26 protein-coding genes and 1 pseudogene are annotated in these 24319 nt (G+C 68.7%); 8 read left to right on the plus strand and 19 right to left on the minus strand.

The genetic code is table 11. The features are described from left to right. Positions 1-79: 79 nt before the first annotated feature. A complete protein-coding gene (locus ACWD02_RS07585) occupies positions 80-910 on the minus strand; it encodes a hypothetical protein (protein ID WP_451205881.1) in 831 nt (276 codons plus the stop codon). Positions 911-932: 22 nt separating this feature from the next. Beyond that, positions 933-1520: a hypothetical protein gene (locus tag ACWD02_RS07590; protein ID WP_451205706.1), complete on the minus strand. Its 588-nt coding sequence runs from the start codon at positions 1518-1520 to the stop codon at positions 933-935. 285 nt (positions 1521-1805) lie between these two features. On the opposite strand from ACWD02_RS07590, the pseudogene thrS reads away from it, so the two are divergent. Then, positions 1806-3038, plus strand: a pseudogene (gene thrS, locus ACWD02_RS07595) (threonine--tRNA ligase); the annotation flags it as partial. A gap of 112 nt (positions 3039-3150) precedes the next feature. Here the strand turns inward: thrS and ACWD02_RS07600 are convergent. Then, complete coding sequence (locus ACWD02_RS07600) at positions 3151-3915, minus strand: hypothetical protein (RefSeq protein ID WP_451205709.1); 765 nt, start codon at positions 3913-3915, stop codon at positions 3151-3153. A 227-nt stretch (positions 3916-4142) separates the two neighbouring features. Next, positions 4143-4568 (minus strand): ATP-binding protein, encoded by a 426-nt coding sequence (locus tag ACWD02_RS07605; RefSeq protein WP_451205712.1) that lies wholly within the window; start codon positions 4566-4568, stop codon positions 4143-4145. 205 nt (positions 4569-4773) lie between these two features. Here ACWD02_RS07605 and ACWD02_RS07610 point away from each other — a divergent pair, with 205 nt between their 5' ends. Beyond that, the gene (locus ACWD02_RS07610; protein ID WP_451205714.1) at positions 4774-5148 is read left to right on the plus strand and encodes an STAS domain-containing protein; all 375 of its coding nucleotides are present in this window, start codon (positions 4774-4776) and stop codon (positions 5146-5148) included. 158 nt (positions 5149-5306) lie between these two features. Here the strand turns inward: ACWD02_RS07610 and ACWD02_RS07615 are convergent, their stop codons facing one another. Beyond that, positions 5307-6416, minus strand: coding sequence for an FAD-dependent oxidoreductase (locus ACWD02_RS07615; protein ID WP_451205716.1), 1110 nt, complete (start codon positions 6414-6416; stop codon positions 5307-5309). Positions 6417-6487: 71 nt separating this feature from the next. On the opposite strand from ACWD02_RS07615, the gene ACWD02_RS07620 reads away from it, so the two are divergent. Then, positions 6488-7168 (plus strand): TetR/AcrR family transcriptional regulator, encoded by a 681-nt coding sequence (locus tag ACWD02_RS07620; RefSeq protein ID WP_451205718.1) that lies wholly within the window; start codon positions 6488-6490, stop codon positions 7166-7168. A gap of 190 nt (positions 7169-7358) precedes the next feature. Here ACWD02_RS07620 and ACWD02_RS07625 read toward each other — a convergent pair whose 3' ends face one another. Further along, positions 7359-7949 (minus strand): TetR/AcrR family transcriptional regulator, encoded by a 591-nt coding sequence (locus tag ACWD02_RS07625; protein WP_451205720.1) that lies wholly within the window; start codon positions 7947-7949, stop codon positions 7359-7361. Positions 7950-8038: 89 nt separating this feature from the next. Here ACWD02_RS07625 and ACWD02_RS07630 point away from each other — a divergent pair, with 89 nt between their 5' ends. Next, entirely contained in the window at positions 8039-9001 is a 963-nt protein-coding gene (locus tag ACWD02_RS07630; protein ID WP_451205723.1) for an alpha/beta fold hydrolase, read from the plus strand. Between the two features lie 88 nt (positions 9002-9089). On the opposite strand, the gene ACWD02_RS07635 is transcribed toward ACWD02_RS07630, so the two are convergent. Then, positions 9090-9935, minus strand: coding sequence for an SDR family oxidoreductase (locus tag ACWD02_RS07635; RefSeq protein ID WP_451205726.1), 846 nt, complete (start codon positions 9933-9935; stop codon positions 9090-9092). An 83-nt stretch (positions 9936-10018) separates the two neighbouring features. Here ACWD02_RS07635 and ACWD02_RS07640 point away from each other — a divergent pair, with 83 nt between their 5' ends. Further along, complete coding sequence (locus ACWD02_RS07640) at positions 10019-10621, plus strand: TetR/AcrR family transcriptional regulator (RefSeq protein WP_451205729.1); 603 nt, start codon at positions 10019-10021, stop codon at positions 10619-10621. Between the two features lie 135 nt (positions 10622-10756). Here the strand turns inward: ACWD02_RS07640 and ACWD02_RS07645 are convergent, their stop codons facing one another. After that, positions 10757-11221 carry a winged helix-turn-helix transcriptional regulator gene (locus ACWD02_RS07645; RefSeq protein ID WP_451205732.1) on the minus strand — a complete coding sequence of 155 codons (465 nt, stop codon included), beginning with the start codon at positions 11219-11221 and terminating at the stop codon, positions 10757-10759. A 119-nt stretch (positions 11222-11340) separates the two neighbouring features. On the opposite strand from ACWD02_RS07645, the gene ACWD02_RS07650 reads away from it, so the two are divergent. Beyond that, entirely contained in the window at positions 11341-12258 is a 918-nt protein-coding gene (locus tag ACWD02_RS07650; RefSeq protein ID WP_451205734.1) for an alcohol dehydrogenase catalytic domain-containing protein, read from the plus strand. A gap of 47 nt (positions 12259-12305) precedes the next feature. Here ACWD02_RS07650 and ACWD02_RS07655 read toward each other — a convergent pair whose 3' ends face one another. Then, on the minus strand, positions 12306-12698 hold the full coding sequence (locus ACWD02_RS07655; RefSeq protein ID WP_451205736.1) for a hypothetical protein: 393 nt from the start codon (positions 12696-12698) through the stop codon (positions 12306-12308). Between the two features lie 276 nt (positions 12699-12974). On the opposite strand from ACWD02_RS07655, the gene ACWD02_RS07660 reads away from it, so the two are divergent. Next, a complete protein-coding gene (locus ACWD02_RS07660) occupies positions 12975-13367 on the plus strand; it encodes a DUF4267 domain-containing protein (RefSeq protein WP_451205739.1) in 393 nt (130 codons plus the stop codon). Between the two features lie 135 nt (positions 13368-13502). Here the strand turns inward: ACWD02_RS07660 and ACWD02_RS07665 are convergent, their stop codons facing one another. Further along, positions 13503-13787 (minus strand): cupin domain-containing protein, encoded by a 285-nt coding sequence (locus ACWD02_RS07665; RefSeq protein WP_451205742.1) that lies wholly within the window; start codon positions 13785-13787, stop codon positions 13503-13505. A gap of 177 nt (positions 13788-13964) precedes the next feature. Here ACWD02_RS07665 and ACWD02_RS07670 point away from each other — a divergent pair, with 177 nt between their 5' ends. Beyond that, entirely contained in the window at positions 13965-14669 is a 705-nt protein-coding gene (locus tag ACWD02_RS07670; protein ID WP_451205744.1) for an SMI1/KNR4 family protein, read from the plus strand. Between the two features lie 106 nt (positions 14670-14775). On the opposite strand, the gene ACWD02_RS07675 is transcribed toward ACWD02_RS07670, so the two are convergent. The 9 genes from ACWD02_RS07675 to ACWD02_RS07715 form a co-directional block, all read right to left on the minus strand. Next, on the minus strand, positions 14776-15321 hold the full coding sequence (locus ACWD02_RS07675; protein ID WP_451205746.1) for an N-acetyltransferase family protein: 546 nt from the start codon (positions 15319-15321) through the stop codon (positions 14776-14778). Between the two features lie 59 nt (positions 15322-15380). Beyond that, the gene (locus ACWD02_RS07680; protein WP_451205748.1) at positions 15381-15800 is read right to left on the minus strand and encodes a peptidoglycan-binding domain-containing protein; all 420 of its coding nucleotides are present in this window, start codon (positions 15798-15800) and stop codon (positions 15381-15383) included. A 302-nt stretch (positions 15801-16102) separates the two neighbouring features. Then, positions 16103-16411, minus strand: a complete 309-nt coding sequence (locus ACWD02_RS07685; protein WP_451205750.1) for a hypothetical protein — start codon at positions 16409-16411, stop codon at positions 16103-16105. A 142-nt stretch (positions 16412-16553) separates the two neighbouring features. Then, positions 16554-17321: a hypothetical protein gene (locus ACWD02_RS07690; protein WP_451205752.1), complete on the minus strand. Its 768-nt coding sequence runs from the start codon at positions 17319-17321 to the stop codon at positions 16554-16556. Positions 17322-17467: 146 nt separating this feature from the next. Beyond that, positions 17468-18532, minus strand: a complete 1065-nt coding sequence (locus tag ACWD02_RS07695) for a class I SAM-dependent methyltransferase (RefSeq protein ID WP_451205755.1) — start codon at positions 18530-18532, stop codon at positions 17468-17470. A 143-nt stretch (positions 18533-18675) separates the two neighbouring features. Next, a complete protein-coding gene (locus ACWD02_RS07700; protein ID WP_451205758.1) occupies positions 18676-19152 on the minus strand; it encodes a (2Fe-2S)-binding protein in 477 nt (158 codons plus the stop codon). A 47-nt stretch (positions 19153-19199) separates the two neighbouring features. Next, positions 19200-21524, minus strand: coding sequence for a molybdopterin cofactor-binding domain-containing protein (locus tag ACWD02_RS07705; RefSeq protein ID WP_451205760.1), 2325 nt, complete (start codon positions 21522-21524; stop codon positions 19200-19202). A gap of 216 nt (positions 21525-21740) precedes the next feature. Next, on the minus strand, positions 21741-22967 hold the full coding sequence (locus ACWD02_RS07710; RefSeq protein WP_451205762.1) for an oxygenase MpaB family protein: 1227 nt from the start codon (positions 22965-22967) through the stop codon (positions 21741-21743). Between the two features lie 17 nt (positions 22968-22984). Then, positions 22985-24220, minus strand: coding sequence for an oxygenase MpaB family protein (locus tag ACWD02_RS07715; protein ID WP_451205765.1), 1236 nt, complete (start codon positions 24218-24220; stop codon positions 22985-22987). Positions 24221-24319 lie beyond the last annotated feature (99 nt).

The raw sequence follows: 24319 nt of genomic DNA on the forward strand, positions 1-24319 counted from the left end.
AGGTATCGTCAGCCAGCACGGCCAGACCGGAGGCGTCGTCTGCGACGCGGACCGCCAGCGCGGTCCTGACCACGCTGGTTCAGGCGTCGGCCGCCCGGACCGAGCGGGGTTGAGCGCGTACCTCAGGCAGCCGTGCGCACTCCTCGGATTCGGCCAGGCTCGCATTCAGGGCCAGAAGGGAAAGCAGCTGCACCGGGCGGCCGGCCATGGCTGCGGCCTCCAGCTTGTGGTGCCCGTCCAGGAGGAAGTGCGTCAGGCCCCAGTGCCGGTAGTGGTCGGCCGGCTGGCCAACTGCCGGTTCGCACACATCCAGCGTCGAGACGGCCACCGCCGTAGGGACCGTTCCCCGGTCGAGAAGCTCGACGTACTCCGCGACCCGCTCCCGCGCGTTCCACGTCGGGGGAACCATCGGCACGACGAACTCATAGAGGTGCGCGGACGCATCGACCGCGGTCTCGTAAGTCCGGTAGTACGGCGTGTGCGGGTACTCCGGAAGCCCCCAGAACTGGTCGATCCCCCAGGTCGCCACCTGCTCGCCGCTGAAGTAGTCGCCCTCCTGGCCCGGGACCACCAGACGGGGCTCCACACGCAGGAGCATCGGCAGATAGTCGCCCTGCGCCAGCAGGGCACCAAACGCGTCGATGACGCCTCGGTCATCCGGCTCGGTCAGCGTGCCGGTGAGCTGCGCCTGCACATCTGCCGGCGCCAGCGTCTGCCGGGAGCCCTCCAACCGCCGGAACAGAAACTGGCATGTCCCGCACCAGAAACTGAGCTCAAAGGCAGGCTCCCCGTCGACGACGAGCAACCTCCGGCTCGGCCCTGCCCCGGCGTCCCGCTGCTCCGCCCCGAAGCGCAACCGCGCCTGGGCCTCCGGCACACCGAGCCTGCGCGGCTCGCCCTTCTTGAACATCACGCACCGACCTTAGAGGGACTCAGCCGCGAGGCGGCAGGACCTCGATGACCGTGGCCGTGCCGACGACAGGTCGGCCCTCGTGCATGGTGATCACGTGGCCGGGCTTCAGATTCCTCCACTGCTCGGGTCTCAGAGGAGCCAGCCGTACGTCGGCGGTCTCCCCAGGACCGAGTTCCTGCGCGAACTCCACCCATACCGAGGCGATGTTCAAATCGCGATGCTTTCCATCGGAAGTGCGCCGGCCGATGTCCCACAGAGGCCGAAGCTGTCCGTCCCCTGTAAAGGCACTCTGGCGTCCGCCCTCGTCTGTTCCCAGCAGGGACAGCGTCGCGCGGACGCTTCCGTGCCGGGCTTCCCGGCCCCGCCACTGGCACCAGCGGCGGCTGCGGTCGAGCATCATCTGCCGAGCAGCCTCAGCGAGGATCTCCCAGAAGGATGCGGTCACCGGATGTGCATCCGCGACCTCGATGAGAAGGTCGAGCACCATCTCCCATTCCTGGTGCGCGACCATCTCGCGAACGTCCCCGACTGTCACACCGTTCTCAGCCACGGCGTCCTCGGGCAGCAGGTCGACAGCCTGCCGGAGAAGTGTGAACGCATCATCCATGGGCGGATTCTCGTCCGGCCCCAGCCCTCTTGCCACAGCCGACCGAGTCGGAATCCAGCAGCGCGAACTCCCTGGGGACACGGAGGCGGCCGCCCAGGCACCGCTGCGGAGAAATTGCCGTGTGGGCATCGCCACCGCCTGCTAACGTCCCCGGCATGAAGCGCGCTGCCATGACGACGACGCCGGAGAGTGTCCCGGCGCGCTGACAGATGTCTCAGTCCGAAGCCCCGGGGCGAGTGCCCCGGGGCTTCGTCTTGCGGTCACTCGCCCGATGTCCGCGAGGAGACCACCATGAAGGACCACCGCAAGCTCGGCCGTGAGCTGGGCCTGTTCGACACCGACCCGGTGATCGGCGCGGGCCTGCCGTACTGGCTGCCGGACGGCGCGACCGTACGGCACACCCTGGAGGAGTACATTCGCGCCGCCGAGCGTGGAGCCGGGTACCGGCACGTGTACTCACCAGTCCTCGGCAAGCGGGAGTTGTACGAGATCTCCGGGCACTGGGCGCACTACAGCGACGACATGTTCCCTCCGATGGACCTCGGCGGTGAGCAGGTCGTCCTGCGGCCGAGCCTGTGCCCCCATCACGCGGTGATCTACCGCTCCCGCTCCCACAGCTACCGCGAACTTCCTCTGCGCATCGCCGAGTTGGGAGGCATGTACCGCTCCGAACTCTCGGGAGTGCTCGGCGGGCTGACCCGGGTGCGGGCCATTCAGCTCAACGACGCGCACATCTTCTGCACCCTGGACCAGGTCGCCGATGAGGCGCAGGCGGCGCTGGAGATGATCCGCCGCGCGTACGAGGCGCTCGGCATCACCCCGTCCCGCTACCGGCTCTCCCTGCCGGGCCCTGGCGGCAAGTACGTTGCCGCACCCGAGAAATGGCAACGGTCCACCGCCCTGCTCACCGACGTCCTCGACCGCTCCGGCCTGCCCTACGAGGCAGCAGAGGGGGAGGCCGCGTTCTACGGCCCCAAGATCGACGTTCAGGTCACCGACGCCGCCGGCCGGGAATCCACCCTGTCCACCGTCCAGGTCGACTTCCACCAGCCCGAGCAGTTCGACCTCCATTACATCGGCGCGGACGGCGCCAAGCACCGCCCCGTGATGGTCCACCGCAGCATCATCGGCAGTGTGGAGCGGGCTGTCGCCCATCTCATCGAACAGCACGGCGGCGCTTTCCCCGCCTGGCTCGCCCCCACTCAACTGGTGATCCTCCCGATCTCCGACACCGAACTGCCGAACGCCGCGGCCCTCGCCCGGCGCTGCACCCGTCTCGGACTGCGTGCCGAGATCGCGGGACCGGAGCGCGGCACCCTGGGTGCCCGTATCCGAGAGGCCCGCCTGGTTCCCTACCAAGCCGTCATCGGCACCAAGGAGGCCGCTGACGATCACGTCGCACTGCGCCTGCGCGACGGCCGCCGGCTCGCCCCACAGCCGGTCAGTGACGTACTGGCCCACATCAGCGCTCTCATCGGGGCCCACAGCACCAACTTGTGGGCCGATGCCACCGCATAGCAGGCGTCGCGATCCTCGCCCGCTTCTTGGGTCTCGACCTGGCCATCGACATCAGCGGGCCGGTCCCTGCCTCGCCCCCGTGGGTGAGGCAGGGGTGACGGTTGCTGCACGCTCACGCCCGTACATCCGGCGCACGCCCAGGCGTACGCCCCTCAAGCACCGCCTCCAGCGCGGCCCGCTGCACCGCGGGCAGGTGCTCCCCGAGCGGCGTCTGGCGCGGGCTGTGTTCGCCGCCGCAGAGCCAGCTTCGCTCGTCGACGTCGTACGTCCAGGTCGCCGCGCCCCACATGGGATGCCCCTCAAGCAGGCGCCGGGCCAGCGGCTCGCACTCGGGCGGAGCGCCTTGCGCGACGAGTGCTTCGATGACCATGGCCAGGGCTTCGGGCGGGGCTCCCGCGTCCCCCAGTACGGGGAGAAGGAGGAGCAGTCGGGCGTGGGGGTCGCTGATCCCGTCGCTGATCCCGTCGCTGATCCCGTCGGTTTCCGCGGGCGCCGCGAGGAGCGCCGCCAACTCCGGCCAGCAGAGACCGGGCCCGATGCGGTCCTGGTCGACGCTGGTGAGGACGAGGGCGGCGCGGGAGGCCGGCCAGTCCGGGTGCGTGAGGAAGTAGTCCGTGGTCGTGTGCTCCTCGCCACTGTTGTAGTGCACGAGAATCGCGAAGCCGTCGGCCAACGGCACGGTGAACATCGGCCAGGCCGCCCGGTCGTGCAACTGCTCCAGGGCCTCACCGGCATCGGCCGCATCGACACCGAACGCCTCCGCCGGGATGCCGTCACTGAGATCAGCGAGGTGGGCCACCCAGAAGCCGGGGTCGTCCAACAGGGGCAGCCCGTCCACGACGGGGGCGGACGCATACCAGTGCTGTGCCATCACCATGGCGGGATTCTCGCCTGCCGATCGCTCAAGTGCCCAGCCCGTCCCCGGCAGGCCGTAGCCCGACAGCCGTTACCCGACAGACCCGTAGCCCGACAGGCTCGTAGCCCGACAGGCTCGTAGTCGTCAGGCCCGTGGCCGAGCAGCGGCGAAGTCCGACGCCTCATCGAGGCCGATCTCTCGTGGCACCCCCGTCGTGGCGGAACATCAGGCGCGGCCGTACATCGTCCTCACGTGGTCGCGCTGACGGCAGCGCCGATCGGATTGTCGGTCAGAGCGATGCGCGCGGTGATGCGTTTACCGACCGTCTCGCTGCGCACGGAGAGGTCGTGGGCAACGGCCTGCACGATCTCCAGGCCATGCTGCCCGATACGTCCGGCATCGACGCCGCGGACCACGGGAAGGACAGGCTCGGAGTCCCACACCGTGACCGCCACCAATGCTCCGGTGATCCGCAGGCGTACCAGCACCGGCCCCGGGGCGTACTTGAGCGCGTTGGTGACCAGCTCACTGACCACCAGACGCGCCATATCCATGCCGCGCTCCGCCACCGGCACCCCGTGCTCCGATCGCGCCGCGGTCAAGAAGTCGGCGGCGAGGTCGCGGGCCCGGGCGATGCACGCGCCGTCCCCCTCCAGAGCCACCATGGTCTCCATTGCGTGCCCAGTCGAGTGAGAACCGTCGTCATCGTCCTCGGGACCTGATCCCATTACGCCGCTTCACTCCCCCATGCATAGACCTTCCCGGCGCCTACCCCCTGCCACACATCTGACACCTCGGCTCGGAGACGGATTCCGCCCCAGGCCAGACCTGATCCGACCCGTGCTCCAGGGGCGACGATCATGTGCCAGTATCGCCGACATGACTGAGACCGAGACGACCGGCACGGAAGACCCCCGACCACCGGGCGGGCTGTCGGTCGTGGCCACCGCCACCGACGGCATCCGCGTACTGTCCCTGTCCGGGGAGATCGACCACCACAGCGGCGCGATACTGCAGCAGGCCCTCAACGAGGTCGATGCGCCCCTCCCCCGTGTGGTCCTCGACCTGCGCCGGGTCAGCTTCATGGACTCCAGCGGCATCAACATTCTCCTCGGCGCCCACCACACCCTCACCGAGGCCGGAGGATGGCTGCGCCTGGCCGCGCCCGGCAGCGCCGTGAAGCGCACACTCGGCATCGTCGGCGTCGAGACCGTCATCGACTGCCACGACACCCTGCGACAAGCCCTCACCTAGGCACGCCGCGGTGATGGGGCGCGCGTCACGTGCTCGGGGGAGCCCCAACTCCGCTTTCTGGCAGGCCTCCAGGACCACGAGCCCCGAGACAGGGGCCGGACCCTCAAGACACCGCGCTACGTAAGGGGCCTGGCCCCGTGCGGCGACCGCGCGCACCTTCAGCCGGGTTGGAAGAACGCCAGCATCTTCTGGGCGGCATCCGGCGAGGTCAGCAGTTCCTGCATGTCAGCGGACATCCGGGCGGCAGCGCTGGTGCGTTCGAACATTTCGCGCTCGTATTCCGTGATGGCGGCAGGAATGTCGTCCGGGTGCGCGGCCAGGGCCAGGCCGAGCAGAGCACCGTCGAGCAGCGCCATGTTGGCCCCCTCCCCCACCGGCGGCATCAGGTGGGCGGCGTCGCCGAGCAGTGTGACATTTGGCGTCGACGGCCAGGTCAGGCCGACCGGGAGCGTGGCGATCGGCCGTGGCACGACCACGTCGTCGCAGGCCGCGATCAGCGCGGTGAACCGTGCGTCCCAGCCGGAGAGCAGGTCGATCAGCCGTGCCCGGGCGGCGGCCGGGTCGTCGAATGGGATTCCGCTGGTGGCTATCCAGTCCTCGGTGGTGTTGTAGAAGCTGAGGCCGATCCGGACACGCCCGTCGCCGTTGCGCTGCGCCGCCAGGGACAGTCCCTTGCCGAGCACCCAGTAGTTGCCGCGCCCCACCATCGCCGCGAGGTCGGGGTGCGTGCGGTCGATGTCGGGGATGCCGACCTCGACGATGTTCTGTCCGAGGTGCGTCGGGCGGACGTCGGTGAGCAGAGCGCGGACCCGGGACTGAGCTCCGTCCGCACCGACCAGCAAGTCAAAGGGCGCGGTGTCGCCATCGGCGAAGTGCAGCAGACCGCTGTCGGCGGACTTGAACGTGCGCCCGAAGCGCACCGCGTCGTCGGGAAGAGAATCCAGCAGCAGGTTGCGCAGATCGGCTCGGTCGACCTCGGGGCGGTCGAGCGGGGCGTCGTCGGGGGTGTCCTCCTGAAGCAGCAGGGTGCCGTCCGGCTCCAGAAGGCGCATGTCCTGTCCTTCGCCGCGGGCGATCGCGTGGAACTGGTCGATCAGACCGGCCTCGCGCAACGCCCGCTGGCCGGAGTGGATGTCGAGCATGCCGCCCTGACCGCGCGCGTGGCGTGACGCATCACGTTCATATACGACGGCGTCGATGCCGTTCACGTGCAGCACGCGGGCGAGAGCCAGGCCGCCGAGGCCGGCTCCGACGATGGCTATGGGCATGGTGGGCCTCATCTCGATACACCGTATTGGTCGATACACTGTATCGCCCGATGCCGTGTACTGTCAGCGTCATGTTGGTATGGGAAAGGCCTGAGCCGCCGGATCGACCGGCGCCGGCACCGCTGAGCCGCGAGCACATCGTGCGAGCGGCGATGCGACTGGCCGACGCGGACGGCCTGGAGTCGGTGTCGCTGCGCAAGGTCGCCACCGCCCTGGGTGTCGGACCCATGCGGCTCTACGGGTACATCGCCGGCAAGGAGGAACTGCTCGACCTGATGGTCGACGCGGTCCACGCCGAGATCCGGCCGGCCGGAGACGGCTGGCGGGAAGTGCTGCGCTCTCTCGCCGAAACCACCCGCCGGGCCGCGCACGAGCACGAATGGCTCGCCGACCTGCTCGGCGGACGACCTCAGCTCGGTCCGCACGCGCTGGCCCGGGGCGAGGCCGTGGTGGCGGCGCTGGACGGCTTCGACGTAGACGCCGTCATGCCGGTGATCAGCGCGGTCGACGCGTACGTGATCGGCGCAGTGCGGCGGGAGATCGCCGAGCGGCGCGCCGAGCGGGCCACCGGGATGGACGAGAAGCGGTGGCAGGCCGCACTCGGCCCCTACCTGGAGCGGACGTTCGCCTCCGGCCAGTTCCCCGCGCTGGCCACGGTGGTGCGCGACGCCGCCCATCTGGACGCCGACCGCACCTTCTTGATCGGCCTCAACTTCGTTCTCGACGGCATCGAAGCCCATATCTCGAGCTGATGCAGGTCGGGCAGGCAGGCAGGCAGGCAGGCAGCGGTCGATCTGCCCGCCGGCGCTCGACTTTGACACCGTCGCCGTCCTGCTCCGCCGATGACGTCGTCGACTTGCAGCCCCTCGGTGAGCTCGCGCCCGGCTCGGCGCGCCTTCCGGGCTCCGGCAACAACCGCCATATACGGGCGAAACGGCGAGGCTAGCTCCGGGCACGCAAGGCGTGCGAGAGCGCGCTCACGCTGATGTCGACGACCGTGCGGAGCTGCTTCTGGCTCGCCCTGGTCCTGCTCAGCACGGCCAGCGACTGATTGACCGCCGCCAGGTGCACCGCGAAGTCGTCGGCATCGCCTTCGGGCAACTGCGTGGTGTTCAAGGCGGTCCGCAGCCGCGCATGCTGCAAGCCCAGAGCTTCGGTCGCGCGCGCGCCGATGGCGGGGCTGAGCACCGGTGCCGCCATCGCGGTCTGGGCAATCAGGCATCCATCAGGTACGTCGGGGTCGGCGATGCGCTGCAGGGTGACGTCGAAGAACGCCCGTACCGCCTGGAGCGGTTCCTCGGACGCACCCGAAAGCGCCTGGTCGTACCTGTCTCCGTACCGCGCGGCGTAGCGGTCCAGGCAGCGCAGGTACAGCGCGTCTTTGTCGCCGAACGAGGAGTAGATGGAACTGCGGTTCAATCCGGTCGTCCTGGAGAGGTCGTCGAGAGACGTGTCGGCGTATCCGGCCCGCCAGAACTGGACCATGGCCGCATCCAGGGCGATGTCCACGTCGAACTGCTTCTTCCCGGCCATCACGCATGCACCCCGTTCTTGGACCAGCCGTTGTGGCCCTGCCCACCTTATCTTGAACCACCCAGTTCAAGATGTCGTAGGCTCATGACATGACCGACCACGCCATAGCCCCGGACCACCCCACAGCCCCGGACCGCTCCCGCGACCTGAACCCGGTCCCCGAGTTGCCGCTGTACGACCTTGCGGGATTCACTCACCACTGGGTCGACGCGGAAGGAATCCGACTTCACACCGTGGAAGGCGGCCGATCGGCCGGTCCCACCGTCGTCCTGCTCGCCGGATTCCCGCAGACCTGGTGGGCTTGGCGAAAGGTGATGCCAGGCCTTGCCGAGCGATTCCATGTGATCGCGATCGACCTGCCGGGGCAGGGCCACTCGGACCGCCCGCAAGGGGGCTACGACACACACACCGTCGCTTCGCGTGTCCAGGCAGCGCTGACCGCGCTCAACGTGCCGAAGTACTGGCTCGTCGCCCACGACATCGGGGCCTGGGTCGCCTTCTCGCTGGCCCTGAAGTACGAAGAGCGCCTGCATGGAGTCGCGTTGCTTGACGCCGGCATTCCCGGAATCACCCTCCCGGACTCCATCCCGACGGATCCCGACCGGGCCTGGAAGACCTGGCACTTCGCCTTCCACCTGGTGCCCGAACTGCCCGAGACTCTGCTCACCGGCCGCGAACGTGACTACGTCGGCTGGTTCTTGGCGGCCAAAGCTCTGGCCCCGACCACCTTCGACGGCGCCGAGATCGACCATTACGCCGCCGCCATCGCGGCCGAGGGAGGCCTCTCAGCCTCGCTCGCCTATTACCGCGACGCCGCGAAATCAGCGCGCAAGAATCATGACGCTCTCGAACGAGGGCACTTGACGGTCCCGGTCCTGGGAATCTCCAGCTCCCATGGCTCGATCCCCGACATGGCCGCCTCCATCAGGCCGTGGGCAGAGAACGCGACCGGTGCCTTCATCCCACAAGCCGGGCACTTCATTCCCGACGAGCAGCCCGACGCGACTGTGGACGCGTTGACCGCGTTCATCGATCACGAGCCTGCCGAGTAGTTCGCGACGCGCCGGCCTCCGAAGGCCCTTTCGCGTTCTCGGCCACCAACCGGCCTCACGCCAATGGGAACGGCGCGGCCGGCAAGTGCTACCGGAAGGCCGCCAGGTTGTCCGCGACCCACTCCCCGAAAGACCGTGCGGGACGGCGCAGTACGTTCTCCACATCAGGGCTGACCACTTGCTCGGCCGGTAGGGGAACACCCAGGACATCCAAGGTGCCGTCGATGACCTCTTCGGGCATGAACCGCGCCATGTGCGCATGGGCCTCGTCGCGGGACAGCTGCACGAAGGTGACTTCCTCGCCCAGGGCCCGGGAGATGACCGCGGCCTGCCGGCGCGGGCTGATGAGCTCAGGGCCGGTCAGTTCGTACGTGCGGCCCGCGTGGCCTTGTTCGTGCAGGGCGGCCGCGGCGACCGCGGCGATGTCGGCCGGGTCGACGACAGGCAGGGCGACATCGCCGAACGGGGCGAAGACTGTGCGTCGGGTGCGGATCGACTCGGCCCAGGCGTAGGCGTTGGAGGCGAAACCGCCCGGGCGCAGGATCGTGAAGTCCGCTCCGGATGCGCGCACGGCGGTCTCGAAGGCGCGCAGGCGGACATGTGAAGAGGCCGTGGGACGAGTGGAGTTGAGCTGGGAGGAGAGCAGGACGATCCGCTTGACGCCGGCCTCCAGGGCCACGTCGAGCAGAGCGTCCGGGCTCTCGCCGTGAGCGTTGAGCTCGCCGCCCAGCAGGACGAAGAAGGCGTCGGCGCCCTCCAGGACGGGCCGCATGCTCGCGCTGTTCCCGATGTCGGCCTTGGCGTGCCGGATCCCGGCCGCGAAAGTACCCGGTTGAGGGCGGCGTGAGACGGCCACGACGTCCTTGCCCGCCTCGGTCAACAGGGGCACGAGGGTCCGTCCGATGTTGCCGGTCGCAGCTGTCACCACGATCATTTCGTTCCCCCACGAGTTAGTTAGCTGACTTACTTAGGTGGAAACTAGCACGGCACCACCGGGGGGTGTCTATAGTGAGTTGGGTGACTAACTCAGCGAAGCCCAGGGCGCGCGCGGCCGACAAGCGCCGCCGGCTGGCCACCGAGGCGGCCCGGGTCCTGCACGAGCAGGGTGTCGAGCGCACCACTCTCGCCGACATCGCGCGCGCAGCCGACGTTCCCGTGGGGAACGTCTACTACTACTTCAAGACCAAGGACGAACTGGTTCTGGCCGCGCTCTCCGAACACGGCGCGCATCTGGACGAACTCACCGGCCGCCTGGACCAGTTGCCTGACCCGCTCGACCGCCTCAAGGCCCTGATCGAGGCCTGGGTCGCCCAGCGCGAGATCACCGCCCGCTACGGCTGCCCCACCGGCACCCTGGCCGTCGAGCTCGACAAACGCGCCGACGGGATCCTCGACACCGAGGCCGGTACGGCGATCCGGCGCCTGCTGCAGTGGGCCGAACAGCAGTTCCGCGCCCTGGATCTGCCCGACCCCGACGACCTCGCCCTCACTCTGGTCTCCGGCTACCAGGGCATGTCACTCCTCGCCAACGCCCTGCGCGAACCGGACATCATGACCCGTCAGGGAGCCCACCTCCTGCACTGGCTCGACTCCCTCAAGGCCGCGGGCCCGGCCACATAGAGGGCGATCACCGGCCCGGCCACATAGAGGCCGATCACCGGCCCGGCCCCCGCCTGCACGGCTCCATACCCGGCCTGGTCGATCGCCCCAGCGATGCTCGCTTCCGTCGAGCGTTCCCCGGGCAACTACGCGGGATCAACCAGCTGTCTCACTTTGCTCGCCTGCGGCTCGCTGGTGTTCCTCGCGATGCGCGAGCACTTCGGTCATGTGCGTCTCGGCCCAGTCCTTGAGGCCGATCATGACGCGGTTCAGGGACAGACCGAGGTCGGTGATCTCGTACGTGACGGTGACGGGCACGGTGGGCGTGACGGTCCGGGTCACCAGGCCGTCGTTCTCCAGGGAGCGCAGCGTCTGGGTGAGCATCTTCTGGCTCGCGCCCGCGAGCCGGCGCGACAGTTCGGAATAGCGCATCGGCCGGGGCCCGTCTCCGTGGTCCACCCCGGGACGGTGCGGACCATCGCTGCCGAGCGCGGCGAGGATCAACGCGACCCACTTGTCGGAGATCCGATCGAGCAGCTGGCGGCTGGGACAGCCCTCCATGAACGCGTTGTAGCTCGTCTTCTCCTCGGCCCGCCGCTGAGCCGCCGTCCGCGTCGACATCGATCGCTCCTTCCTCACCCAAGGGGGTTACGCACTTCCAAGTGCCTGCTTCCGCCCAGAGGTTAACGAAACCAACATGGAACCCGGAAGCAATCACCCCACCGCAAAGGAAGAAAGCCATGAGTGCTGCCACGTTCCGCACCGCCGTCGTCCGCGTCCCCAACGGCCCCGACTCGATCGAGATCATCGATGTGCCCGTCGCCGAACCCGGCCCCGGCAAGATCCGCGTCGCCATCGCCGCGGCGACGGTCAACCCCACCGACCTCGGCGTCGCAGCGGGCTTCTTCCACACGATCGGGCTGGTGCAGCAGCCCCAACACACAGGCTTGGGATGGGAGTTCGCCGGCGTCGTGGACGCGGCCGGACCGGGCGTCGACCTGGCCCCCGGCACCCGGGTGGCCGGCCTGGTGGCCGGCTTCGACCGCGACTACGGCACCTACGCCGAGCAGATCGTGGTCGCGGCGGCCGACGTCGCCCCGGTCCCCGACGGTCTTGACCTGCTGGCCGCGACCACGGTGCCGCTCAACGGGCTGGCCGCCGCGCAGACCGTCGACTTGCTCGGCGACGCACCCGCCGGGGCCGCCCGGCTGCTGGTGACCGGCGCGGCGGGGGCAGTCGGAGCGAACGTCGCCGTTCTTGCCCGGGACCGCGGCTGGCAGGTGACCGGGCTCGCTCGCACCGGCGACGAGGAGTTCGTCCGCGGCCTCGGCGCCGACTTCACCACGCACGCCGAGCCGGAATGGGACGCGGTCGTCGACGCGGCAGAACTCAATGACCAGGCCCTCAGGTTGGTCCGCGACGGCGGCGCCTATGTCGGACTGCGGCCCGGCCTCGGCCCGTCCACCGAGCGCGGGATCTCGGTCGCCTCCTTGCTCACCACCTCCGACCACGGCCGGATCGCCGACCTCCTCACCCGTGCGGCCGCCGGCGAACTGCCGACTCGCGTGCACGCGGTCGTCCCCCTGGACCAGGCCGCCGACGCCCACCGGGCCACCGCCAAGGGCGGCCTGCGCGGCCGCTACATCATCTGCCCCTGATCAGCCCGGCGCCGGGTACACCGTGATGGCGGGCGGCTGGATGCCGCTCAGCGAGCGACCGTTTGCGGGCGCACGGGGTGCACGGGGCTCGGCAGTGGTTGACGCCAGTCGCCCAGCGTCGTGACGAGAATCCGGCGAGCTAGAAGCCGGATATCGTCCCACGCCGATTCCGTACTCACGGCGTTGGCCCAGAGGCCGACGCGGCCTGCGGCATCGATCTCGCCGAGGCGACAGCCAATGGCCCGGAGATCGCGCAGGGTCAGGGGCTCGAAGGCCCCGCGCTCCGCGAGTCCTTCGGAGACTCGGCAGAGGAGCTCCACCTCTTCGACGACCTCCTCCGTCTCCAACTCACGCCCGCCAAGATCAACGGTGTCAGCTGCGAGGAGGGCCATCAAGCGCAGCGTCCAGGTGCGTAGGTGCGCGTCGCCGAGATCGTTCACTCATCCAGGATCGCACCTGACTCCAGCAGGCTGTCCGATGGCGCAGACAGGCGGCATTGGTCCGCACGGCGCCCGCGGAGGCGAGAGCGCCCGGATTGCTGCCGCGGTCGAACAAGGCCGGACAACTGCTCCTTCCCAAGCCGTTGGACAACTCTGTCCGCTCGCTCCCTCCTGCCGGTGACGCCCTTGCGATGCCTCGCGAGTCAATGCGAGGCGATGCCCGCCGTCGATCCCATTCCCTTTTGTCCGCTGTACGACATCCTCAGGAGATCCGCCATGACCATGAAGCGCCTCGCCACCGTCCTCGCCGCCCTCGGCGGCCTGTTCCTCCTCTACATCGGGGCCCTTTTTCTCTTCGACCCGCAGGCATCGGCCGAAGGCTTCGGGCTGCCGACCTGGCCACATGACCAGGGCGAGGGATTCCTGGCGGTCAAGGGCATGCGAGACATCGGCTTCGGACTGGTGATACTCGCGCTGCTGCTGGCCGGGCAGCGCAAGGCGCTCGGTCTGGCGATGGCGGCCATGGCCGTTGTCCCGGTCGGCGACATGGTGGTGGTGTTGACCGAAGGCGGCTCGGCGGCCACCGCCTACGGCGTCCACGGTCTGACCGCGGCCGCGGTCGCCGTGACCGGCGTGCTGTTGCTGCGCGAGCGCCCGACCACTGCCTGAGGGACCCACCGACGTGCATGTGGCCCTGGTCGCCAGAACCCTCACCGAGGCCACGCCCGAACGGCCGGGCCCGCCAGACCTGCGGGAGCACCGGGCCCCGGCTCGGCGCCTGACCGGCCTCCGTCGGCTCGGGAACTACTTCATCTCGATCTCGACGAAGGCCAAGGGTGCATCGCCGGCGTTGACAACCTCGTGTTCGCCGCCGGCCGGGCGTGCGTAGGACTGGCCCGCCTGCAGTTGCGAGGAAATGACGGTGCCATCGGGACTGATCACGTTGGTGCGTCCGTCGGTGACGGGCACCACGACGTACTCATACTCATGCACGTGACGGCCCGTGCTCTCCTGGGGCTCGAAATCCCAGCGGGTGACCCGTACCCGCTCGTCCTCGTGCTGCAAGGTGGCCCGGGCGGTGGTCGTCATGGCTCAGCTCCTCATCGTCGGTTGCCGCACCCGTACGGCGACCGGCGTGCAACATCCCAAACGGAAGGCTAGCTGCCACGGCCGTCACGGGAGGGGTGGGGCCGTCTCGGGCCGGGGTCTCGGGCTGTCCCGCGACTGGCGACGTGGCACTCCGCCACGACAGATACGCTCACCGGCGTGACCAGCAGCGACGAATTCATACGTGTGCAGCGAGCGTGGAAGCAGATCGAGATGTGGATGGAGCGCCACGCACCCGCGTCGTACGCCATGCTCAACCCGCCCGCCGCCCCGGATCGGATCGAGAGGTGCGAGGCCACGATGGGCCGCCCCCTCCCCCCGGCTCTCAAGGCGCTCTATCTGTTGCACGATGGCAGCCGGGGCCACGACCAGGACCAGTTCGGGCAACACCCGCACATCGACGGGCCCCTGCCCGCGCCCGCCGACGACGCTACCCGCGCGTGGGAGGCGCAGTGGGCTGCTGCTCTCTTCCTGCCCGGCCCCGGAATCCACACCGGCTTCGCCTGGCTCCCCCTCGACGAAGTGATGTTGCAGCATCCGGTGCATCAAGGCGTCGAAGAGGAGTACGACCGGCTCATCCCCTTCGCCGCCGACACCCTCGATTCCTCCATGTCCGGCTTCTTCGTCGATCCCCGGGACGGGCAGATAGGCGCATGGGCCGATGCGGGAGAAATGGAGTTCGAGTTCGGCACTCTGCTCGACTACATCCAGCAGATCGCAGCCGCGCTCAACAGCGGCGGCACCGTCTTCGGCCACCGACCCGCCCTGCACGCCAGTGGCGCACTCGGCTGGCCGGACAGCGACGACCCTTCGCACGAAATCGGCGGCGACGCCTGGACATGGGTGCCCGAGGGCGGCATCTGAGCCTCTCCTTACGGAAGTCCACCCGTCGGCTCCGAGGCGCACTCACGTTCACTGCGAGGCGACCGTCCTCGTGGCGGCGAGCACCAAATAGCAGGGGCCGGCCGCGTCACGATGATACCGCGTAGCAGTGGACAGTCACCGTCTGGTGCGGGCTCCACCGCTGCTCGAGCGTGGCCAGGCGTTTCCAGCCCAACCGCTCATAAAGGGCTGCCGCAGCAGTGTCGGAAGCCACGACGTCGAGCACCGGGTGGAGACCACTCTGTCGCGCCGTCTCCTCGGCTCGGCCGAGCAGCAGTGCGCCGATCCCGTGCCCCCTCGCCTGCGGGGCGACGAACAGCCGGCTGACCACCGCGGTCAAATCCCTCCGCGTCCCGTTTCGCTCGCTCCACAATCCGGGGGCCAGATCGCCTTCGCCGCTGTGGGACAAGCTGACGTGGCCGACGAGTCGGCCGTCAAGCTCGGCGACCCAAGCCCCCAGCAGGGAAGCACTCGACAGCCAACCGCCGGGCTGCTCGGGCCAGTTCACCGGATAGCCGTCGTGATGATGGACTTCCTCCAGGACCCTTACGCACGCCCCGATGTCACCATCAGTCCTCCGCCGGACCTGGCGGCCCGGCTTCCGCTCGGCGGTTCCGAAGCTCTCTTTGTTCACTCCGGCATCGAAGCACAGGCCACACACTCACAACCAGCCACTTTCGACGACCCCACGCTCTAGTCGACGGGCCACACGCCTTCCTTGTACTTCGGGTTCGGGGACTGGTCCGGGTGCAGGCACTTCCAGGTCTTCGGGCCCACGATCCCGTCCACGGTGATTCCGCACGCACTCTGGATCTTGCGCATGACCGAGTAGGTGTCCGAACCGAAGTACCCGTCCTGGTTGATCAGCTTGCGGCCGCCGTGCAAACCGTTCTGGGTGTTCCACAGACACTGGGCGTGCTTGACCGCGGACGAGTAAGCCTCGCTGCGGGTCAGTTCGGGGTGGCTCCCGCTGTACGGGCACGTTCCCGCCACCGGCAGCACCCGGCCCAGTTCCACCTCGCCTGCCGCCGGAGCGCTGTTCGATGCGCCGCCGAGCGCTACAACGGCGCCCAGAGCGACTGCGGCACTTCCTGTCTTCAACCGAATGCGCATGAGACCAGTTCCCCCTGAGATGTCGATTACGGACGTGCGGACCAGATGCTGAAGCGTTCCGCGGCACACAGCCTGACCGGCATCGGCGTGGAGGGCCATGCTTTGCAGGCGTGCCTGAAAAGCCCAGGCAGGACGCCGGTAGGGAACCGTCCGTTGGCGGCCCCGGGGGATTCAGCGGCGCGCGCCGCGATACCCCGCTGCGGGCAGGCAAGCGGGGGCTGCGGTCGGTGAAGGCACGCAGGGGGGCGGAGTGGTGTCAGTTCGGCTGGTTCGGACTGTCGGCTCTGCGGCGGACGCTCAAGTCAGAGATCGCTGTCGATGCCGGTGACGGCCGGCGGACCGAGTGGGGCATCCGCCACGTTGATGCCCGCTTCCTCCAAAGCCGTCGTGACAAGCCTCGAGGCCTCCAGTTCCGCCTCGTAGCGGTCCGCGGCCTTCACTTCGAGACGGATCGAGAAGCGGCCGCCCTCATTCAGCGTGAGCAGATCCAGGCCCTCTCCCTCACTCACCTCCGTGTGCCGGGAAGCCAAGCCTCGCTCCAGCGCCGAGCGGGCCTCCTCATCGACGTCGGTGAGGAAGGTGCCGGGAACAGTGATCACGAAGGTGGACATGACGGCTCCTCGCTTGGGCGGTGCTCGTGTGCCCCACCTATTTCCCTTCCTCCCGGGTGACTAACCCACCACCAAGCGGTCCCGGCTCACACGTTCGGACGTGCCGACTTCTGTCACGCATGTCCGGAACCACCCGGATCGGCTAGTAGCGGTGCCCAGGCCAGTACGGATCCGTATAGCGGTCCTCGTCGGCGAGGCCGAGCAGCCGTATCCGGTGCTGCAGATCCTGCGATGCGCCCGACTCCCGGAGCCGCTTCGCGGCGTGGCCGATGAGCCAGGTGACCAGGTCGGCGCGCATCTCCTCCTCGTCGTGCTCGTACCAGCCGACGTACCACGGCAGGCTCTCTCCCAGGAGGTCGTACTCCCACTGCGCGGCCGCCTCGGCCAGACGTCGGTCGCTGAGGTCCCCGGTCTGCTCTTCCCAGGCGGCAAGCCACGGCCGAAGGGTTCCGGACGCCTCGGCACACATCGCGAAGACCTGGTGCGCGGGGACGGCCGCGTGCGGATCGGTGAGACTCGCGGCCCACCAGGCATGCAGGAATTCGCGTACCGGAGCTGCGTGATCCTCGGGCCACTGCTGCCATCGCCCGCGGGCGAAGGAGTGGCCCGCCTCCTCCAAGCCGAACAGGGGTTCCACGCGACCGGCCACCAGGGCCGTGGCGAACTGCGGCAGGATGCGGCGCAGGACGGCCGCGTGATCGGTCCAGTCGGTGGCCTGCCAGGCCCTGCGCAGAAGGTCTGGATCCAGTTCCACATCCGGCGTCTTGAGAAGGTCGAGCTCCTCCGGACTGCCCCAGTGACACTCGCAGTTGTGCTCATCCGGACGCGCGGTCATGCCACGGAAGGAGACCGAAAGGCTCTCCAGAGCGGCGCTGAGGCGGCGGGCTGCGGGCTGGTCGTCGCGATGCAAGTCGAGATGCAAGATGTACTCGGCCTTCGAGGACTCCGTACGGCTTCAGCCGACCGAAGATCGCCACGTTACCCGGTAGGGCGGGGCCACGCCACGGTCGGGCGCAACCACCGGGGACGGTACGCATCGTCGCGGTCGTGTCCGGCTCATGGGGACTTGATCGTCGCCACGTAGTAGAGGTTTATGGGGTCCCCTTCCACCGACCGCGTCTGGATGTCGGTGAAGCCGGCCTCGCCGAGCATGCGGCGGGCGGTCTGCTCGCCCCACATCGTGCCCAGGCCCGCTCCTCCGGCGCCCAGCGACGTGGTCATGCAGTAGAAGACCGAGAAGCCGAAGAGGGCTGGTGCGAAGGGGTGGTCGAGGTTCTCCTCCAGATTGCTGGACGCGGCGATGTCGCCCATCAGGAAGGTGCCTCCCTCGCGCAGGGAGGCAGCGACGGCGTTCAGGGTCTCCTGCGGCCGGGCCAGGTCGTGGATGACGTCGAAGGCGGTCACCAGGTCGTAGCGTCCGGTGATCTGCGTCGAGTCGCCGACGGTGAAGTGGACGTTGTCCAGGGAGCGGCGCGCGCTCTCTTCGCGGGCCGCCTCGATGCCTTCCTCTGACTGGTCGAGGCCGTGCAGGAGGCTGCGCGGGAACGCCTGGGCCAGGACGAGAGGCGCGTGCCCTTGGCCGGTGCCCACATCCAGGGCGTCGATGCCGTCGCGCAGCCGCTCGGTGAGGCCGGGGACCAGCGGGATGATCCTCTCGACGAGGGCCGCGTCGTACACCCGGCCCGTCTCCCGTGCCTGGAGCGCCTGGAAGCGGGGGTACGCCGAGTACGGGACTCCTCCACCGTGCCGGAACGCCTCGACGACCTGCTGTTCCACCTCGCCCATCAGCGCAATGTAGGGCGTCATGCCGGCGAGGTTGTCGGGGCCCGCGGCTTCGGTCAGCGAGGCGGCGTGTTCCGGCGGCAGCAGGTACAGCGCCCCCTCGGGGTCGTATTCGACGAAACCGCCGACGACCATGCCGCCCAGCCACTCGCGGACGTACCGCTCGTCGAGGTGCGCCGCCTTGGCGATGTCATCGCTCGTCGACGGCGGCAGCGTATTCATCGTGTCGAACAGGCCGGTCTGGTGGCCTGCGCTGACGAGGAGGGCCAGTACGCCCTTGTTGAGTACGTCGACCACGAGGCCGGCGAATTCCTCCTGCCGTGCGGGATCCAGTGTCATGGTCCCTCCTCAGAGCAACATCACACTCGCCCCCATGCACAAATTTACGCCGCTTTCGCCGGCCGAGCCGGACCGGGGCGTGGCTGCCTGCACACGGTCATCGCACGGCGACCACGAGCCACCTTCCTTGCATCTGGCTGCCCTCACATCCGTGCGGCGCCCGACCTGATGGCTTCGCGGATCCGGGCATAGGTGCCGCAGCGGCAGATGTTGCGGATTCCGTCGAGGTCCGCCTCGCTGATCTCGCGGCCTTCCTCCGCGGCTCGCCGGACCAGTGCGACGGCGGCCATGATCTGACCCGGCTGGCAGTAGCCGCACTGGGCCACGTCGTGGTCGAGCCATGCTTCCTGCATGGGGTGCAGGTCCTTGCCCACCGTGGCCGGCAGCCCTTCGATCGTGGTGACCTCATCGGTGGGCCGCAGGTTGCCCACCGGGATCGCGCAGGGGTTGACCGCCTTGCCGTTGAGGTGGCTGGTGCACGCCTTGCAGACGTTGATGCCGCAGCCGTACTTGGGGCCGGTGACGCCAAGGACGTCGCGCAGCACCCACAGCAGTCGTTCGTCTTCGGCGATGTCGACGGTGACCTGCTCGCCGTTGAGGCGGAAGGTGTGCTGGGGCACGAGGGCTCCTTACATCGGTGGCGACAGGGTTGGGGCACAGCGGCAGGTCAGAAGGCGTGGTCCAGGCCGTCGGCCGGGGACGGAGGGATGGGCGGGGTCGTCGGCTTGGGTTCGAAGGAGAGGGTGGAGTGGTTGATGGGGAAGGTGGTGGGCATGGCGCCGGTGGCACGGCCGTAGGCGCAGGCGACCGCGGCCATGGCTGCCGAGACCCCCAACTCGCCTGCGCCTCCCGGCTTTTCGCTGGTGTCCGGCATGATGATGATCTTCAGTTCGGGTGGCGTGTTCCACTGCCGTGTGTAGAAGTAGTTGTCCCAGCTGGCCTCCAGGAAGTAGCCGTCCCGCAGGTGCAGGCTGGAGGTCAGGGCCAGGGCGATGCCGTCCATGGCGCAGCCCATCATCTGCGCCTCGAGTCCGCGGGGGTTGACCGTGAGTCCGGCGTCCACGGCGAGTACGACCTTGGTGACGCGTGGTCCGGTGACACCGTCGCGGATGGGGCGGTTCACGGTCTCGGGCCGGCAGTCGATCTCCACCAGGACGGCGCTGGTGGCGTGGTACTCGGAGTGGAACGCGATGCCCTGCGCCATGCCGTCCGGCATCGACCGGCCCCACTGTCCCGCCTCGGCGACCTTCTCCAGTACCGCCTTGGCCCGCTTGTCCTTGAGGAAGTCGCGCCGGAAGCGGTAGGGGTCCTTGCCCATCTTCGAGGCCAGTTCGTCGACGAGGAGCTCGCGGGCGCAGGTGGCGTCGGGCGAGTAGACGTTGCGCATGCTGCCCGTGTTGAAACTCTTGTCGGTCTCGTTCAGGAGGCGGCTGTGGACTCCGAAGTTGTACGGCATGGACTGGGAGAGCTGGAAGAAGGTCTCGGAGAATCCGAGGTCGGCCACGGGCAGCTTCGCCGCCATGGCGGTGAGGATCTCCCCGAAGCCGTGGCTGAGGTCGGTGGCCACGCTGGTGTGGCGTTGCCGGTAGCTCAGGACGGTGTCGCCGAGGTAGGCGATGCGCACGCGGGAGGTGGCCATGGGGTGGGTGCGGCCCTGACGGGAGTCGTCGGCGCGGTGCCACATGAGTTTGACCGGCTTGCCGATCATCCGGGAGATCTCGACGGCTTCCAGCGCGGCGTCGAAGAAGAGTTTGCGCCCGAACGAGCCGCCGCCTTCTGTGACGTGCACCGTGACGGCTTTGAGCGGCAGCCCGAGTCTGGCGGCGATCGTCTCCCTGGCCACGATCGGCGATTTCAGGCTCGACCAGATCTCGGCTCGGTCGGAACGCACGTCGGCGATGGCGCAGTTGGTCTCCAAGGCACTGTTGCTGCGGAAGTGGAAGGTGAAGCTGCCCTCCACGTACGGGGTCAACGGCGGAAGCCCGAGCGGGACTTCGGCGGCCTTCAGCCTTTTGAGCACGGTGGCGTCGGACTTGCCCTCGGCGGTTCCCGCCTTCCACGACACCTTCAGCGCGCGCACGGCGTCGATGCACTGCCCGAAGGTCCGGGCGCGCACCGCCACCCCGGTCGAGATCACCGCGACGTCGGTGACGCCCGGCATGGCGCGGACCTCACCGGCGTTGGTCACTGACCCGACCTTGCCGTTGATGGTCGGGGGACGGCACACCATGGTCGGGGCGGCATCCGGGACGCTCAGGTCCATCGCGAACTTCTTGCGCCCGGTGACCGCGTCCAGGGCGTCGATACGGCGCTGGGGTGTGCCGATGACGGTGAACTGCTCTGCCGGCTTGAGCTCGGCGGTGACCTGCTGTGTCCGTACGCCCGCGGCCTTCTCGGCGAGCGCGCCGATGGCGATGGTCTTGCCCGCGGGGCCGGTGACGATCCCCGCTCGGATGGTGAGGTCGCCGACAGCGGCCCCGAGTTCGACCGCCGCGGCCTGCAGCAGCCGTCCGCGCGCGATGGCGGCGGCCACCCGGATCGGTGTGTAGGTCGAGATGGTGGTGTTGGACGCGCCGGTGAGCTGGTTGAAGACGAGTTCCGGACGCGCGTCGGCCAGAGTGACCCGTACCTGTGCGAGCGGTACGTCCATCTCCTCGGCGATCAGCATGGCCGTCGACGTGGTGATGCCCTGCCCCACCTCGGCCCGGGGCAGGGCGAAGGACACCGTGCCGTCGTTGTCCACCCGGACGGTGATCAGGCCGGAGGTCGGCAGGGCCGCGGCCGTCATCACGTCGTTGAGGTCCACCAGTTCGGTGACCTCGGGCGAGGGGATCCCGTCCGCGGGGACCTGCGCGCGGGCTCGGTCAGCCGGCATGAGTTCGGCGGCGGTCACCAGTGTCGGCGCCGCCAGCACGTAACCCAGGAAACGGCGTCTGCCCGGACCCGAGTCCCGCGAGGCCGGTTGTCCGGACCCGCGATCAGCACCGTTCATCGATGGCCGCCCTTACCCCGCTTGCCTCCTGCGGCAGTTCGTCGGCTGAGTCGAGTGGTGGCATCGCTGCTGAGCGATCTCAACGTGGTCTCCATAAGTGCGGGCTCGGCTCCGGAGGTCGTGGGTACGGCGGGGACTGCCTGGGGCGGTGGCGGGGGGCCACCACCCCAGGCGTGGCTGACAACCGGGCGCGGCCGCGCCGGATGTCGCAGGGCTTCAGGACGGGCGGTTCATGTCCGGGATGTCGATGGAGATCGGCAGCCGGGCTTCGGCGAGGAACAGCAGGACGAACTTGCGGATGGCCTCCTCCAGCGTCCACATGATCCCGGGGATGCCGGGGAGGGGGATCAGTTTTTCGCGGAAGGCCACAAGGAGCGGCCAGGCTCCGGCGACCAGGGGTGTCAGGACAGGCTCCTTGGACAGGCCGATCATGTCGCCCACCCGGTCGCCGAGCGTGTAGCGGGAGAACGCGCTGATCAGCGGACGGGTCAGGCCGGCGTCGAGTTCGGCCACGATGTCGAGCAGAACCTTGGTCAGCGCCTTCCCTTCCGTCGTGGCGGCCAGGATCGGGTCGAGGACTTGCTTGGACTGGGCCTCGGCCGCCTGCCAGGTGGCCGGGATGTACTCCTCTCGGACGCCGAGCATGTTCGCGGTCACCTGCCACACGTGCAGATAGGCGTCGGCGTCACCATCGGAGACCCGGACACCCCATTCTTTCAGCTTGCGCATGACAAGTGTGGCCAGACTGTGCCAGGTGACCAGAATGTCCGCCTGGCTGATGGGGATCTTCTGGCCGCCGCTGTTCTGCACCCAGGCCGGGGACTGCGGCAGCAGATGCCGTACCGCCGCGTGCACCATCCGGGTCTTCACCGCGGTCACGATCATCGAGCCCTGCGGCTGGTAGGCGTCCAAGTCCCCGATGTCGTACCCGAGCCGCGCCGTCTTGGCGATGCGGTCCTTCATGTCCGCACCGCCCTTGGAGTAATAGACGGCCCGCGCCTCCCGGGGGATGGCGGTGCTCATCAGACCGCTGCCGAGGCCGTACAGCGCCCCCACGTAGATCCCCTTGGTCTTGCTGAACTGGGCGCCGCGGTCGAGTTCGGCGCGGTCGGCCCAGGACGGCAGCCGGCGGGCGTGCTCCATGAACTCCCGCAGATCACCCGGCAGTCCGTCAGGGCGCGACTGGTCGTTGCGGGTCCACTGCCGTAACACCTCGTTGACCTTGGCCACTTCACCGCGGTCGAGCACGGCGGCCAGGACCGGGTCGGCCTCCTCGTCCCACAGCCACTGCGGGTCGGCCCCCGCGCCCTTGCCCGCGATCGACGATGCCGGAGACCACGACCACAGGGACCGCGCCCCGGCCGGCGAGGCCATGCCCAGCGCCCCGACGGCGCCCAGGGTTCCGCCCGTCATCAACACCTTGCGTCTGCTGAGTTCATCCATCGCTGCACACTCCTCCTTCAGCTGGTGCCCGGCCGGTTGGTGTCGGGGATCTCGATGTGGGTGCCCTTGCCTTTGGTGAGGTAGAACAGGATGTACTGGCGGGCCGCTTCGTCGAGCGTCCAGGCGAGCGGCGGCACCAGCGGCAAGGGGATGAGTTTCTCGCGGAAGGCCACCAGCTTCGGCCAGATGCTTTCCAGGACGCCGTCCCAGAACGGCTCCTTGGGGATACCGTCCATGTCGGCGATACGGTCACCGACCAGGTACCGGCCGAGCGCGTTGCACAAGGGCCGGTCGATGCCGCCGGGGCTGGTCTGCTCGGCGAGCTGACCCAGCAGGATGTCGGTCAGCTCCACGCCTTCCCGGGTGGAGGTCAGGATCGGGTCGAGGACCTGTTTGGACTGGGAGTTGGCCGCCTCCCAGCTGGCCGGGATGTATTCGTCGCGGACCCCGAGCATGTGCACGGTCACCTGCCACACGTGCAGGTAGGCACCGGCGTCGGCGGAGCTGATGGGGACCTTCCACTCGAGGAGCTTTTGCATGGCGTAGGTGGCCAGGCTGTGCCAGGTGACCAGGATGTCCGCTTGGCTGATGGGTATCTTCTGGCCGCCGCTGTTGCGTACCCAGGCCGGGGACTGCGGCAACAGGTGGCGCACCGCCGCATGCACCATGCGGGTCTTGACGGCGTGCACGACGACATCACCGTCGGGCCGGTAGGCGTTCAGGTCCCCGATGGCGAAACCGAGCAGGCTCGTCTTGGCGACGCGGTCCTCCATGTCGGCGCCGCCCTTGGAGTAGTAGACCGAGCGCGCCTCCCTGGGGATGGCGGTACTCAGCATGCCGCCGCCCACCCCGTTGAGCAGATTGAGATAGAAGCCGCGGGACTTGTTGAACGCGGCTCCGCGCTCGAGCTTCTCCCGGTCCGCCCACGCGGGCAGTTGCCGCGCCCTGTCCATGAACTCCCGTACATCCTGCGGGAGTCCGGCCGGTGGCGCCTGGTCGTTGCGGGTCCAGGTACGCAGCAGTTCATTGACCTTGGGTACGTCACCGCGGTTGATCACGGAGGCGATCAGATTGTCGGCCTCCTCGTCCCACACCCACTCGGGGTCAACTCCCGCACCCGCGCCCGCCAGCGAATTGCTCGGGGCCCATGTCCACAGCGGCCTCGCGCTGGCCGGCGAAGCCACTCCCAGCGCCCCGACGGCCCCCAGGGCACCACCCGCCGTCAACATCTTGCGTCTACTGAGTCCATCCATTGCTCTGAACTCCTCCGTGAGTCCGGCAGCTCTGTGGTTCCGCAGTTCGCTTGGTACGATGAAACGCATTGAGCATCTCTGTATCAACAGGGGAGCACA

Source organism: Streptomyces sp. NPDC002853 (assembly GCF_053591915.1).

Coding starts and splice junctions, on each gene's coding strand:
- ACWD02_RS07650 (WP_451205734.1), top strand. CDS start 11,341: ATGAGTGCTGCCACGTTCCGCACCGCCGTCGTCCGCGTCCCCAACGGC.
- ACWD02_RS07710 (WP_451205762.1), bottom strand. CDS start 22,967: ATGGATGAACTCAGCAGACGCAAGGTGTTGATGACGGGCGGAACCCTG.
- ACWD02_RS07600 (WP_451205709.1), bottom strand. CDS start 3,915: ATGGTGATGGCACAGCACTGGTATGCGTCCGCCCCCGTCGTGGACGGG.
- ACWD02_RS07705 (WP_451205760.1), bottom strand. CDS start 21,524: ATGAACGGTGCTGATCGCGGGTCCGGACAACCGGCCTCGCGGGACTCG.
- ACWD02_RS07660 (WP_451205739.1), top strand. CDS start 12,975: ATGACCATGAAGCGCCTCGCCACCGTCCTCGCCGCCCTCGGCGGCCTG.
- ACWD02_RS07680 (WP_451205748.1), bottom strand. CDS start 15,800: ATGCGCATTCGGTTGAAGACAGGAAGTGCCGCAGTCGCTCTGGGCGCC.
- ACWD02_RS07625 (WP_451205720.1), bottom strand. CDS start 7,949: ATGGCCGGGAAGAAGCAGTTCGACGTGGACATCGCCCTGGATGCGGCC.
- ACWD02_RS07590 (WP_451205706.1), bottom strand. CDS start 1,520: ATGGATGATGCGTTCACACTTCTCCGGCAGGCTGTCGACCTGCTGCCC.
- ACWD02_RS07615 (WP_451205716.1), bottom strand. CDS start 6,416: ATGCCCATAGCCATCGTCGGAGCCGGCCTCGGCGGCCTGGCTCTCGCC.
- ACWD02_RS07610 (WP_451205714.1), top strand. CDS start 4,774: ATGACTGAGACCGAGACGACCGGCACGGAAGACCCCCGACCACCGGGC.
- ACWD02_RS07715 (WP_451205765.1), bottom strand. CDS start 24,220: ATGGATGGACTCAGTAGACGCAAGATGTTGACGGCGGGTGGTGCCCTG.
- ACWD02_RS07665 (WP_451205742.1), bottom strand. CDS start 13,787: ATGACGACCACCGCCCGGGCCACCTTGCAGCACGAGGACGAGCGGGTA.
- ACWD02_RS07645 (WP_451205732.1), bottom strand. CDS start 11,221: ATGTCGACGCGGACGGCGGCTCAGCGGCGGGCCGAGGAGAAGACGAGC.
- ACWD02_RS07635 (WP_451205726.1), bottom strand. CDS start 9,935: ATGATCGTGGTGACAGCTGCGACCGGCAACATCGGACGGACCCTCGTG.
- ACWD02_RS07685 (WP_451205750.1), bottom strand. CDS start 16,411: ATGTCCACCTTCGTGATCACTGTTCCCGGCACCTTCCTCACCGACGTC.
- ACWD02_RS07695 (WP_451205755.1), bottom strand. CDS start 18,532: ATGACACTGGATCCCGCACGGCAGGAGGAATTCGCCGGCCTCGTGGTC.
- ACWD02_RS07605 (WP_451205712.1), bottom strand. CDS start 4,568: ATGGAGACCATGGTGGCTCTGGAGGGGGACGGCGCGTGCATCGCCCGG.
- ACWD02_RS07630 (WP_451205723.1), top strand. CDS start 8,039: ATGACCGACCACGCCATAGCCCCGGACCACCCCACAGCCCCGGACCGC.
- ACWD02_RS07585 (WP_451205881.1), bottom strand. CDS start 910: ATGTTCAAGAAGGGCGAGCCGCGCAGGCTCGGTGTGCCGGAGGCCCAG.
- ACWD02_RS07620 (WP_451205718.1), top strand. CDS start 6,488: ATGTTGGTATGGGAAAGGCCTGAGCCGCCGGATCGACCGGCGCCGGCA.